The sequence below is a fragment of the Allobosea sp. genome, from assembly GCF_048595345.1.
Classification (GTDB): domain Bacteria; phylum Pseudomonadota; class Alphaproteobacteria; order Rhizobiales; family Beijerinckiaceae; genus Allobosea.
The window spans coordinates 1-12,066 of sequence record NZ_JBMDWH010000009.1 but is presented as its reverse complement, the minus strand read 5'-3'; the positions used below and the strand labels follow the sequence as shown (position 1 = coordinate 12,066).

11 protein-coding genes are annotated in these 12,066 nt (G+C 62.9%); 4 read left to right on the top strand and 7 right to left on the bottom strand.

The genetic code is table 11. The annotated features are described in order from the left end of the window. Positions 1-19: 19 nt before the first annotated feature. The 3 genes from ACOJTB_RS01395 to ACOJTB_RS01385 all read right to left on the bottom strand — a co-directional run bounded on the left by ACOJTB_RS01395 (position 20) and on the right by ACOJTB_RS01385 (position 2,272). Positions 20-1,426, bottom strand: coding sequence for an exonuclease domain-containing protein (locus ACOJTB_RS01395; protein WP_420100725.1), 1,407 nt, complete (start codon positions 1,424-1,426; stop codon positions 20-22). A gap of 13 nt (positions 1,427-1,439) precedes the next feature. Next, a complete protein-coding gene (locus ACOJTB_RS01390; RefSeq protein ID WP_420100724.1) occupies positions 1,440-1,901 on the bottom strand; it encodes a hypothetical protein in 462 nt (153 codons plus the stop codon). Positions 1,902-2,107: 206 nt separating this feature from the next. Then, positions 2,108-2,272, bottom strand: a complete 165-nt coding sequence (locus ACOJTB_RS01385; RefSeq protein WP_420100723.1) for a hypothetical protein — start codon at positions 2,270-2,272, stop codon at positions 2,108-2,110. A gap of 465 nt (positions 2,273-2,737) precedes the next feature. Here ACOJTB_RS01385 and ACOJTB_RS01380 point away from each other — a divergent pair. Both ACOJTB_RS01380 and ACOJTB_RS01375 read left to right on the top strand, forming a co-directional pair. Further along, positions 2,738-3,885, top strand: a protein-coding gene (locus ACOJTB_RS01380; RefSeq protein ID WP_420100722.1) for an IS3 family transposase whose coding sequence is annotated in 2 segments (ribosomal slippage) — positions 2,738-2,972 and positions 2,972-3,885 — 1,149 coding nt in all. Because the reading frame shifts where the segments join, the coding sequence is not laid out codon by codon here. A gap of 180 nt (positions 3,886-4,065) precedes the next feature. Then, entirely contained in the window at positions 4,066-5,688 is a 1,623-nt protein-coding gene (locus ACOJTB_RS01375) for a gamma-glutamyltransferase family protein (protein WP_420100721.1), read from the top strand. Between the two features lie 8 nt (positions 5,689-5,696). Here ACOJTB_RS01375 and ACOJTB_RS01370 read toward each other — a convergent pair whose 3' ends face one another. From ACOJTB_RS01370 to ACOJTB_RS01360, 3 genes are all read right to left on the bottom strand, one after another. Continuing rightward, the gene (locus tag ACOJTB_RS01370; RefSeq protein WP_420100720.1) at positions 5,697-7,469 is read right to left on the bottom strand and encodes a methyl-accepting chemotaxis protein; all 1,773 of its coding nucleotides are present in this window, start codon (positions 7,467-7,469) and stop codon (positions 5,697-5,699) included. After that, positions 7,444-7,794, bottom strand: a complete 351-nt coding sequence (locus tag ACOJTB_RS01365) for a hypothetical protein (protein WP_420100719.1) — start codon at positions 7,792-7,794, stop codon at positions 7,444-7,446. The genes ACOJTB_RS01370 and ACOJTB_RS01365 overlap by 26 nt, the downstream gene beginning before the upstream one ends. 120 nt (positions 7,795-7,914) lie before the next feature. Further along, positions 7,915-9,531, bottom strand: coding sequence for a methyl-accepting chemotaxis protein (locus tag ACOJTB_RS01360; protein WP_420100718.1), 1,617 nt, complete (start codon positions 9,529-9,531; stop codon positions 7,915-7,917). Between the two features lie 368 nt (positions 9,532-9,899). On the opposite strand from ACOJTB_RS01360, the gene ACOJTB_RS01355 reads away from it, so the two are divergent. After that, a complete protein-coding gene (locus ACOJTB_RS01355; protein ID WP_420100717.1) occupies positions 9,900-10,877 on the top strand; it encodes a helix-turn-helix domain-containing protein in 978 nt (325 codons plus the stop codon). An 89-nt stretch (positions 10,878-10,966) separates the two neighbouring features. Then, positions 10,967-11,875, top strand: a complete 909-nt coding sequence (locus ACOJTB_RS01350; RefSeq protein ID WP_420100716.1) for a sensor histidine kinase — start codon at positions 10,967-10,969, stop codon at positions 11,873-11,875. A gap of 81 nt (positions 11,876-11,956) precedes the next feature. On the opposite strand, the gene ACOJTB_RS01345 is transcribed toward ACOJTB_RS01350, so the two are convergent. Next, a partial coding sequence (locus ACOJTB_RS01345; protein WP_420100742.1) for an IS3 family transposase occupies positions 11,957-12,066 on the bottom strand: 110 nt, incomplete at its 5' end.

The window sequence follows — 12,066 nt, the reverse complement described above, 5'->3', positions numbered from 1 at the left end:
GCGGCTGTCGTGTTCCGGCTCAGGCCGCGTAGGCGAAGCTCTGGCTGCGCTCACTGAGCCAGCGCTCGATCGCATCGAGCAGGGCGTGACGCGCCGGATCGTCGACCGGCAGCGTCTGGCGCAGGGTCGCGACCTCGGCCAGCGCCTTCGGCAGCGTCAGCCAGGGCACATCCGTCTCCGTCATCAGCCGCTCGCGCAGCCAGGCCTGACCCTTCTGCCAGGCGAGAGGCGACAGCGATTGCGGCGCCTCCATCAGCATCAGCCGGTTGGCGAAGGCCTTCAGCCGCTCGTCACTGAGCCCTGCCGCGATCGCCGGCCGGTCCTCCCAGGGCGAAGCATGCCAGCGGGCACAGGCCCGGGCATCGTCGTTCGACAGGAACCCGCCGGAATAGAGCGTCGCCTCATGATGGGGCGATGGCTCGCGATCGGCGAAGCGAGCCAGCATCGCTGCGGCGAGGTTGGCGCGGAAGCCGGCATGCTCGCGGATGCGGGCGGCGCGCTCGTTGTAGAGCGCGGAGTCCCGCTGATCCTCCGGCAGGGCATGGCAGCCCTGCTCGTAGGCGACCAGGATCGGCTGGGCATTGGTCTTGATCGTGCGGATGGGCCGGACCCCGCGCGCCGAGAACAGCGCCACGATCTCGTCGATGGGCAGATCGAGATAGTCCACCGGATCGACGGTGAGATCGACCGCCGCCCAGGACGTCGCGACCTCCGGGTTCACCGTCACACCGACCACCGGCGTCAGCTTCGTCAGGCCGCCGAGGAGGACGACCTCCCGGCTGGCCAGCATCCGGCTCGCCACGCCCTTGTCGGCCAAGGCGAGCAGTGTGGACACGGTCTTCGGAGCAGCCTCCCGCAGATGCCGGAGCAAAGCCAATGTCGCCCGCGTGTCGGCCATGGCGTCATGAGCCTCGTCCTCGGAAAGGGCAATGCCGTTCGCGCGGCAGATCTCGCCGAGCTTGAAGCTGGGCTTGCCCATGCCGTTCAGCGGGATGGTGAGGGCATCGGGCTCGAGCATCGCGACCGCCCTGACCATGGTCAGCAGGTCGGCACGGCAGTGGCCGTTCAGCGAGCTCGCATACGGCAGCATCAGATGCGTGAAGAAGGCGTGCCGGAGCATCTCCTCGTCGAACTTCAGCGTGTTGTAGCCGATGATGGTGGCGGGTGCCCACGCCTCCACCGCTCTGGCAATGATGCCGAGCATCTCACAGCAGGACAGCGGCGCCTGCTCGAGCTGCTCGGGGCGGATGCCGGTCGTCAGAAGCGCGCCCGGCGCCGGCACGATATGGGCCGGCAGCCTGCAGCGCAGCGAGAGCTCGCCGAGCGGGTTCAGCTCCGCATCGGTGTGGATCAGCGCCGCCTGCAGCGGCACATTCCAGGCGGGTTCGAGACCCGAGGTCTCGAGATCGTAGATCACGAAGGACATGGCTTCCCAGTCCTCAGTGACGGCTCGGCGAGCCGCCGGGCTCGACCGGGATCTTGCTGAGGTTGATGCCGAGCTCGACCGCATCGCGTTGCATCGCCGCCTCGACCATCCAGGATGTGCGCGTGCGAGCAATCTCGTCCTCGTCGAAGGCGATGGCCTCGTAGACCATGATCTTCGCTTCGAAGTGCTCGGTGTTGCGGGCCGGCGCCTCGGCCAGCATGAAGGCGAAGAAGCGCGCGGTCGCTCGCGCGCCCTCCGCCAGCTGCAAGGCCGTCAGCCCATCATGCTCCTCAAAGCACCGGTCAGGCTGCTGCTCGAGCAGCAGCGCATGCGCCATCGCCTCCTGCCAGAGCCAGAAGAACGGCTCCGTCCGATCCGTCGTCATCCTGTAGCTGCGCGCATAGCGCGCGAGATGCTCAGGGCTCGGGCGTGCCTCGTCCCGGGCGGTGTCGCCGCCCTCGTTCATCGTCTTCATCCCAACATCCGTCCGGACTGTTTGAAACCCGGAACGGCGCGTCGGCTCAGGCTCTCGGGGGTTCCCTCGATTGGGTTCCGGTAAGCTCTTCGCTCTATCTGCCCGTCTTAAATGGGCTGGACTTCAATGAGCAGGTTTGGCCCCTAGCCGACGTTCGATACGTCCGCTATTCGGTGATCCAATTCGCGCGGCGCTCACGACCTCTGCTAAAACATCAGCCGCCGTATCTCCTTCACAGACGCCTGCGGCAATTCCAGCGTGTCGAGATCCTGACGCTTTATCCAGGCCTTGGCGGCCGTCTGTGTCATATCCTGCTGTCGCGGAAGTCCGCTCAGCTTCCCTGCGGTGAACCGCGACAGTCCGAGTCCCATGAAGCTTATCATCGTGGGAGAGCAAGCCCCGACCTCAAGATACATAGGCACAGCGGGAATCGAGGCCGTTAACTTTCCCATGCCCTTGTTCTTGAGCAGCAGTTCAAGAACCGCATTGTAACACGAGAATAGACTCACATACTGAAGCGCAGATCGCTCTCTATTGCTGTGAGCGTATTGCGGATTACTGTCGGATAGTTTGTTGCTTGTCCCTGCTGCACCTTATAGTTGTAATTTGCATCGATGAGGCGCGGCAGAGGATCGCCCTTCATCCATCGAAGGGCGATCTGTGCATAGTATCGCTCCGATCTGTCGGTCGAGGGGTATTTAAGGATCTCAGAATGGCACCGACGGATGGCGCTGAGATATGAGATGTAGGCGCCACTATCACGCGGATGCTTCGGAATGAACCGCCCCTAGGTTCCTGGACGCCTTCTTCCCTCAATTTCAGGCAAGGAGGCCCCGATGGGCAAAGCGAACTTCACCGAGGACTTCAAGCGCGACGCGGTCCTCCAGGTCACTGAGCGAGGCTACCCGGTTGCCGAGGTCGCTGCTCGCTTGGGCATCAGCAAGTACTCGCTTTATGAGTGGCAGAAGCGATACGCAAAGCCGGCTGCGGCACCTCGCGATGACGATCAGGCCGCCGAGGTCCGCCGCCTGAAGCGCGAGTTGCAGCGGGTCACCGAGGAGCGCGATATCCTAAAAAAAGCGGCCGCGTACTTCGCCAAGGATGCAAGGTGAGGTACGCGTTCATCGCCGAGCATCGTCCGGTGTTTTCGATCAGCGCCATGTGCCGTTGCCTGTCGGTGCAGCCCAGCGGCTTCTATGCCTGGCTGAAGGATCCGCTCAGCCGGCGAGCGCGGGAAGACGAGAGGCAGACCAAACTCATCCGTGCGGCCTGGCGGGACAGCGGGAAGGTGTACGGCTACCGAAAGCTCCACGACGACCTCGCGGACATGGGCGAGAGCTGCTGTCCGAACCGCATCGCGCGCCTATCGCGGCTCGCCGGCATCCGGGCGCAGATCGGCTACAAGCGTCGTCCCGGCCACTATGGCGGCAAGCCGTCCCTTGCCGTCGACAACACGCTCGATCGCCGGTTCGATGCCGAGGCGCCAGACAAGGCCTGGGTGACCGACATCACCTACATCCGTACCCACGAGGGCTTCGCCTACCTGGCGGTCGTGCTCGACCTCTTCTCGCGCCGCGTCGTCGGGTGGTCGATGCAGCCCCGGCAGACGACCAATGTCGTCCTGCAAGCTCTGCTCGCCGCCATCTGGCGGCGCAAACCGAAGGGCCGCGTGCTGGTGCATTCGGATCAGGGCAGCCAGTTTACAAGCCTGGAGTGGGCCTCGTTCCTGAAACACCACGACATGGAGCCATCCATGAGCCGGCGGGGCAACTGCCACGATAACGCCGTGGCCGAGAGCTTCTTCAACCTGCTCAAGCGCGAGCGGATCAGGCGCAAGCTCTACCGAACGCGGGATGAGGCGCGGGCCGACGTGTTTGACTACATCGAGATGTTCTACAACCCGACCCACAAGCATGCACGAAACGGGATGCTGTCGCCCGTCGAGTTCGAACGGCAGCACAACGCGCGAGCCGAGGGCGTCTAGAAAACTCGGGGCGGTTCATTCGCTTTGCCCATCGGGGCCTTCCAGACTCAAAATTTAGCGAAGAAGGCGCCCAGGAATCTAGATGCGGTTCACTACGTCAGCGGCTAATTTGGCAGATTTCAGCGGTTGGTTCTAGCTCTCGACAACTCCAGGATACCATGGTTCCGTTAGGGCGCATCCATGGAGCTTGCGAGCAGGACACCGACAATGAACGGCCGTCGCCCGACCATCAGCTCCCGCCATGGCATTGTAGCAGCCGCTCATCCATTGGCCGCGCATGCCGGCGCCCGCCTTTTGGCGCAGGGCGGTAACGCTTTCGACGCGGCGGCTGCCACCGCCGCAGCGCTGACCGTGGTTGAGCCCTTCATGTCAGGGCTCGCAGGTATCGGTCTCGCGACGATGTGGGTCGCGGACGAGAAGCGGGTGCGCGTTCTTGATTTCATTCCGCCTGTCCCCGCGAGCTTCCCGGTCGAGCGCTTCAGCCGGCGCACCGACCTCGAACACGGAGCGCTGCCCATCATCTCGCCCGGCAATCTCGCCGGCTGGTGCGAACTCGTTCGGACCTATGGCCGCAAATCCCTGCCGGAGGTGTTCGCGCCGGCGATCGCCTTGGCGCGGGACGGTTTTGCGCTCGCGGAGTTCGGCGCCTCCCAGTTCGAGGACAACGCCGAGATTATGTCGCGGATTCCGGCGCTCCATGCTTCATGGTCGAAGACCTACCAGCCCGATGGCCCCATGCATCTCGGCTCGGTGCTCGTCCAATCCGATCTGGCGACGACATTGAGCGACATCGCCGCGAAGGGGCCGGAGCATTTCTACCGCGGCCCGCTCGGCGAAACGGTCATCGCGCATCTCCGGGCATTGGGCGGCACGCTGACGATGGCCGACCTTGCCGCGGTCAAGGCGGTCTGGCGCGAGCCGATCGCGGCCGGCTTCCAGGGCCTGTCGGTGCATGTGCCGCCGCCGCCCTGCGAGAGCTTCCAGCTCCTGCTGAGCTTGCGCCTGCTCGACGGGCTCGACCTGGCGTCGATGGCCAGGGATGGAGCGGACCATCTCGACCTCGTCTATCGCGCGATCCGACTCGCGGCGGGCGAGCGCATCGCCCACAACAATCCCTCGCCGGAGACACTGGCCGCGATCATGTCCGATGCCTCGGTCGCGCATTTGCGACGGCGCCTGACCGACGGGCAGCCCGTCATCGGGCCGACCGAGCAGTGGATGCCGCAAGACAAGGAAGACCCGGCGCATACGACCTCGCTCTCCATCGCCGACCGCGACGGAAACCTGGTGTGCCTGACTCAGAGTCTCGGAAGCCCGTTCGGAAGTGGCGTCGTCGTGCCCGGAACGGGAATATGCATGAACAACGTTCTGTATTGGGCGGATGTCCAGCTCGACAGCCCCAACCGGTCCAAGCCCGGCGAAGACATTCCGATCTGTATGGCGCCCTCCATCTCGCTGCGCGACGGTCATCCTGTGCTCGCGCTCGGCACGCCCGGCAGCTACGGGATCCTGCAGACGCAGGCGCAGGCGATGGTCCAGTATCTCGTCTTCGGCCTGCCTCTTCAGGAGGCGATCGAGGCCCCGCGCGCCCGGCTGTGGGATGGGTCCCTCGTCGAGATCGAGAACCGCGTCTCGTCCGCAACCATCGCCGAGCTGGTCGAGCGCGGGCATGATGCACGGGCCTTTCCGGTCGGCTGGACGATGCTGTGCGGCGGCATGCAGGCAGTGGCGGTCGATCCGGCGACCGGCGTCTTCACCGGTGCCGCCGATCCGCGTCGCGACGGCTCCGTCGCGACGCCCTGAGCAATGATCTATCGCCCCGCTTCGGCCGCGTGCAGCTCTTTCGCAGCGTTTGGGCTCACCATGGCGGCATTGAAATGGTGAATCGTGGTCGAGAGCAGCTCGCTGATTCGGTTGATCTGCTGCGCGATGTCCGAGACAGCTTGCGATTCGGCTTGCGCCTCCCGCGCGCTTTCGTTGACGATCGAAGTCGCCTGCGCAGCGATCTCCGTCGCTTTCACGGCAGAGGCAATCGCTGCCGAGATACCTCCAACGGCATCGTTCTGGCTGTCGGACGCTGTCAGGATGCCTTGGGCGCAGTGGACGACGCCCACGGTCTCATGTTCGATCTCCTCGATCACCATCAGCGATTGGACGCTGGAATCGCGAACATCCAGAATGCGCCGTCCGATGACCTCCGCCGCATTGTTGATCTGTGTCGATAGCCTGCGCACTTCGGCGGCCACGACCGAGAACCCGGCCCCGACCGGCCCGGCACGGGCGGCTTCGATCGCGGCGTTGAGCGCCAGAAGATTCGTCTGTCTGGCGACATCCCGGATCAGATCTGTTTCGCTGTCGATTTCATCGAGCTGCGAATTGATCCTGGCCCTCTGCGCCGTCGAGCGCGAAATCGCTTCGCCGGTTGACTGGACGAAGAGCGCGGCCTGGGAGGCTTGGTCCCGAATGCTCGCGATGGCCGTAGAAAGGCGCTCCCAGATGTCGTCGATACGCCCCAGATTGTTCTTGGCATCCGAGATGAGCAGCGGAACCTCGGACACGGCACAGCGTGACGAAGACGACAGCGAGGCGAGCCTGCCGGCGCTGTTGTCCATCCGGTTGGTCTCCTCGGCGAGGCAGGCCAGCGACGTCGCGATTTCGCTCTGGAAGCGACCGACCCGCTTCTCGAGGGCGATGCGGGCGCGCTGGGCGACCTCGACGGCCTGCCGCTCGGCTTCGCGAAGAACATCGAGCTCCAGATCAGCCCGGACATGCTCCATGAACAGATTCGCGACCGAGACGATCATGGCGACGGCCACGGCCAGGAAGACCGCATAAGCCAGGGCGTAGAGCATGATGACGTCGTGGGGCACGCGGGTCAGATGCACGAACTGGCCGATCCAGAGCGTCGATAGATAGACCACCGCCGCGGCGGGGCAGATCGCCATCACGAAGATGCCGGCGCAGGAGAGGCAGATGGTGGTCATGGCCGCGATGGTGTCGAATTCGACCGAGACCGCCCCGCAGCAATAGCCCGCCAGCAGCCCCCAGGGCAGGCCCATCAGGCACGAGTCGCGGATGATCCGAACGGTGAAATAGGGCGAGAGCGGCCGTGCTTTCGTCCTCGCGCCGAATATCTTGACGCGGCTGATGCCGGCGAGGGACAGCAGGATGCAGACCGGGGTCCACAGCAGCGCAAAGGTCATCCAGCCCGAGACCACCAGGATCAGCGCCACGACGATGCTGAAGACGATGTTGACGAGCAGGATCGTCGGCAGCGATGCGGCGTAACGCTCCGCCTGAGCAGTCCGCAGCACCGAGCGCTCCGTCACCGTGATGGCCAAGCCGCAGCGAGCGTCGATCCACCGCGAAAAGGCCAGAACGACGCCGGCCAGGCCCGGCAGACTCTCCTCGCCCAGTGTCGGGCCAGACTGGGCGTCGATGGCGGCGCCCGAGGGCCTGGCCCCTCGCGCCTCCGAACCGACGCCGTCGCGATGTCCCAGCGCATGGCCGATGCCTCGGACATCCTCGAAGAGCGGCTCAACCTTTCGGTCCGCCGTCCTAGTCGTTTGATTGCTGCGGCTCATGTGATGTCCCGCCGACGACGACCGGTCGCCACTGATGTTCCACCTCGGGGCGCTTCTTCTGAAGCCATTCCAGCAGGCCGCCGAAGGCCAGCGCCTGAGCCTTCTGCAGGGTCGAGCCACCTTGGAGAGCGGGGCTTCCCACCAGCCCGCGCAGCTCCTTTTCGATCGCCGACTTGTCGACGGCTCCACTCGCCGCGAGGTGATCGATCAGAATGCCGAAGACGCTGATATGCGCCGTCGCCAAGCCGATCTGATAGTGATGCATGTCATCGACCATGATCCGATCCATCTCATCTGGCTGTCTGTTCCGACCATCGCGCGTCACCTTGGTAACCCATGATGGTCGACCGCAGCTCGTGACAGTTTGATTGGAGAAAGCCCGCTCGGCGATGCGTGAGAGAGATGGTCACTACCGCAGGTCGGTCGATCTCCCGAACGGCAGCCGTCAGAACTCGGCCCAGCCGCCCGTGCCGGTCTTGCTGCGAACCGGCACGGGGTTCGGTTTCGCCTCGCGCTTGCCTGCAACGGGCTTCTCCGGCAGGGCGGGCCCCCGGGCGGTGAAGACCTCCGTCTCAGTTTGCCCGATCTGGAAAATCCCGACCGCCTGATCGAGCAGCCGTACCTGTTCGGCGAGGGCTGTCGCAGCCGCGGCGCTCTCTTCCGCGAGCGCGGCGTTCTGCTGCGTCACGCTATCCATGGTGGCCACCGTGTTGCTCATGTCCTCGATCCCGCTGGCCTGCTCGGTGGAGGCCGACGAAATCTCCATGACGGTCTCCGCGACCTTGCGAGATGCATCGACGATTTCGGCCAGCGCCACCCCCGCCGATCGCACCAGATCCACGCCCTGGGTGATCTGGTGGCTGGAATCGGAGATCAGCTGGTTGATGTCCTTGGACGCCTCGCTCGACCTTTGGGCCAGAGTCCTGACCTCCGACGCGACCACGGCGAAGCCCTTGCCTGCCTCGCCGGCGCGCGCGGCCTCCACGGCGGCGTTCAGCGCCAGAAGGTTCGTCTGGAACGCGATGCCGTCGATGACCGAGGTGATCTCAGCGATCTTTTGAGACGCCAGTTCGATGCGGCTCATCGCATCCACCGCCTCCTGAACGATCTTGCCGCCGCGCTCGGCGACGTTCTGGGCCTGGCTGGCGACGCTTTCCGCGCCCCGCGACGACTCCGCGTTCGTCTTGACCGAGGCCGCGAGTTGCTCGGTGGTTGCGGCGGCGGCCTGCAGCGATGTCGATTGTTCCTCTGTCCGGTCGGCGAGATCATTCGAGGCCTGACTGACTTCGGCGGCGCTGGATCGGATCGCGGTCGCTGTCCTGACGACGGTTCGCATGGCGACTTCCATGCTCGACACCGCGGCGTTGAAGTCGTTCCGCAGCTTGGCGTATTCGGTCGGGAGCTCGTCCGGCATGCGATAGTCGAGATTGCCTGCGGCGACCTGCGACATCGCCTCGCCCACGGTCTGCATGATGATCGCGCGTTCCTTGGCGAGGGCCTCGGCTTCGGTTCTCAGACGCGCCTTCTCGGCCGCCTCGAGATAGACGGAGATTGCGAAGTCCATATCCAGCAGCGCGGCTTTGACCAGTGCGCTAAGCTGCGCCGCGACAGTCTCGGGAGCGATCGAATCCGCATGCGCGGCCCGGCTCAGCAGCAAGCGGCGCGGTGCCTGGCTCGGCCATTGGGCGAGCACTACACTTGAGATGATCCCCTCGAGCAGGAGGGCGTAGCCACCGATATACCAGCGCGGCTCCAGGCCGATCTTGGCGTGAACCTCACCGACTGTCGTAACGGCATCGACATAGCGGTCATCGAACTGACCGGAGGAAATGCGTTCCCAATGCCCGATCTGCCGGTTCTTCGCCCCCGCGACATGCGCATCGGACGCAAAGAATCGGCTCGTCTCCGAAAATTTCGAAATTTGCCGATAAAAATCATCCAGAGCCTTCGGTAGGCTATTCATGATAATCGGCTTTATAGACCTAAGTTCTCCGATCGATTTATCGTCCATTTCCATGAACGAAAGACGTCGATGCAGGTTCGAATTGGTTGAATTGACCATCGAAAATTACCTCCAGGATTTTTCGACGCTCGGCTGTGATGATTAACCAAATATGAATCATGGGAATTCGCTGCTGCAATTCGGCAGGCGTATGACGAAATGCAAATTATCAGTGCTGATCGGCAAAATAGCGCTGGTGCCACCCCGGCAAGGCGCGACTGACGCCGGCTACCCTTGATGCCGAAGCGCGATCAAGAAGGCCATGGCATATGCTCGTCACGTAATGAATGCGCCACTGCCCCGGACATTTGTCAATTTTTCATTTTTCCAATCGCGAAAGGCAGAAAGCGCGGCTCCCGCGACCGCAGTGTTTGACAGCGCCCTAATTCTGGATTTCCCATTTTAGATCAGTTCTGGCGCAATCGATCATGAAAAGCCACTACAGATACACAGTCGATCTCTACGACCTTGAGAGTGGGTTGAAGGCCAGAAGCGACATTCCGGCCAGCGTCCTTCTGAAAAATAGCGATAATATATTAATCGGCAATTTCCACGAATTTAGGAAAATAGATTTCGGAATTTTCCTTCACAACCAGAATTTCGATAGAATGAACGCCTTGGTGCATTACAGATTGATCAGAAGAAATTTCGTATCGTTTCAATTTCTATTGAATGGGAGTGTCAATTTCATTGATCTTGGTCGATCTGTAAGATCGAATGGCGGGACGGTTCGCGTCACTGTCAACTTCAATGGATTTAGTGAGACCCCACCTCGGGAGGAAGCGTTCAGGGCTGTTTCGATCTACATCGAGAAAGAAAAATTGGTCGATGAATTTGGTCTCGACGTCATGGCCTTGCCCGAGCATGTCAGACCCATGTTCATGTCCGGAACGGTGCCGCAGACCGTTGAGCTGCAACTTGGCCCGGCATCTTGGCTCGCCGTGGAGGATCTGATCAAATCGAAGTTTGTCGGTCTGCTGCGCGAGCAATACTTCAGGGCGAAAGCGGTCGAACTTCTGACTTTGACGGTCGCCTCGTTGAATACGACCGCGCGGGGTCTTCAGCTGGTTGCGGCCAGCGCCGTCGAGCGGCATCGGCAAGCGGTCGAGGCTGCGGCTTTGATCTATCGCCGCGAATTGATGCGACCGCCTTCGATCGACGAGATCGCTCAGCGGGTCGGCCTCAACCGCAACACTCTCACCGACGCTTTTCGCGAGCGCTTCGACGAAACTCCGGCCGAACATTCCCGCCGCCTCCGCCTGAACTTGGCCCGCCAGCAACTGGTCGAGAGCGAACGACGGATTTCAGAAATTTCCATCGCATGCGGCTATACTAGCCAAGCCGCCTTCACCCGAGCGTTTCTCCAGCAGTTCGGAGTAACGCCATCTTCGCTGAGGCGCGCATGACGTGTGAGCAGTGTGGCCTGGCTCCCTCGTGTCGAGATCGACACGTCGCCACCGGTCGGGCTTGGCCGGAGATATCGAATATCGCCGACATGCTGTCGCATGCGTCGTTCGTGCTCGAAGCCGACCGGGATCGCACGGTGCTCCAGGTCGATGGCGGATGCGCCGTTCCGAACTGGAGTTTTCGGAAGTTCGTCGCCGAGATGGACATGTCGGCGCGTGGGCCATTCGACGCGGTTCTCGGTGGAGCCGAGCCTTTCGGCGAAACCGAGTTCCAGGCGAAGACGGGCACGGGCGCCAGACGCTGGCTGCTCGGGCGGATCCGCTCCATGCCGGACGGAACGTTCAGGGGCCTCTTTGTCACAATCGACGGCATCAAGGAGAGGGAGGATCGCGACAGGGTCATCCGCCATGAGATGGCCCATCGATTCAAGAATCATATTTCCGTCGTGCAGTCGCTCGCCCGCCTGTCGCTTCGCCATCCGGGCATGCCGTCGGACGCGATCGACGTGTTCGAGGCCAGGCTGATGAACCTCGCCCGCTCGCATGATCTGCTGGACCGGCAGGAGATGTCCGGAGCAAGCCTGCGGGACGTGGTTGACGAGGCGATCGCGCCCTTCGAACCCCGGCCAGGACGGTTCCTGATCACCGAGACACCGATCGTCGTCACCCCACGCATCGCGAAAGCACTGGCTCTCGCGCTTCACGAGCTCTGCACCAATTCGATCAAATATGGAGCATTGAGCTCGCCGGCGGGTACGATCGAGCTGAGTTGGCGGATCGATCTCGCGAAAGACCGCGCGGATCTCTACTTGTCTTGGGTGGAGCGAGGCGGCCCCCCCATCCGCCAGCTCCCGACGCGGACTGGATTCGGAACACGCATCATCCGCGATTGGCTGGCTGCCGAGACGGGGGGAGCCGTTACGATCGATTATACGCCCTTGGGCTTAACTCTGTCGCTTCGTGCTCCCTTGCCTCGCGTCGCTTCTCAAAACCAGTAGCTGGGGTACGCAGCGATGCAGACGTTGGCGAGGATTGGCCGGCTGCCGGTTTGGCCTGCTGCCGGTTTCGTGGACGCTCAGTTAAGCTAACCCGGCCTTCTTTTCGAACTCGACCGGGCTGATGTAGCCGATGGTCGAGTGCCTGCGAACGGCATTGTAGAAGCGCTCGATATAATCGAACACGTCGGCAC

What these genes read in the sequence shown, in the direction of transcription:
- ACOJTB_RS01375 (WP_420100721.1), top strand. Translation starts at nt 4,066, where the DNA reads ATGGAGCTTGCGAGCAGGACACCGACAATGAACGGCCGTCGCCCGACC.
- ACOJTB_RS01350 (WP_420100716.1), top strand. Translation starts at nt 10,967, where the DNA reads ATGCTGTCGCATGCGTCGTTCGTGCTCGAAGCCGACCGGGATCGCACG.
- ACOJTB_RS01355 (WP_420100717.1), top strand. Translation starts at nt 9,900, where the DNA reads ATGAAAAGCCACTACAGATACACAGTCGATCTCTACGACCTTGAGAGT.
- ACOJTB_RS01390 (WP_420100724.1), bottom strand. Translation starts at nt 1,901, where the DNA reads ATGAAGACGATGAACGAGGGCGGCGACACCGCCCGGGACGAGGCACGC.
- ACOJTB_RS01370 (WP_420100720.1), bottom strand. Translation starts at nt 7,469, where the DNA reads ATGAGCCGCAGCAATCAAACGACTAGGACGGCGGACCGAAAGGTTGAG.
- ACOJTB_RS01360 (WP_420100718.1), bottom strand. Translation starts at nt 9,531, where the DNA reads ATGGTCAATTCAACCAATTCGAACCTGCATCGACGTCTTTCGTTCATG.
- ACOJTB_RS01395 (WP_420100725.1), bottom strand. Translation starts at nt 1,426, where the DNA reads ATGTCCTTCGTGATCTACGATCTCGAGACCTCGGGTCTCGAACCCGCC.
- ACOJTB_RS01385 (WP_420100723.1), bottom strand. Translation starts at nt 2,272, where the DNA reads ATGGGACTCGGACTGTCGCGGTTCACCGCAGGGAAGCTGAGCGGACTT.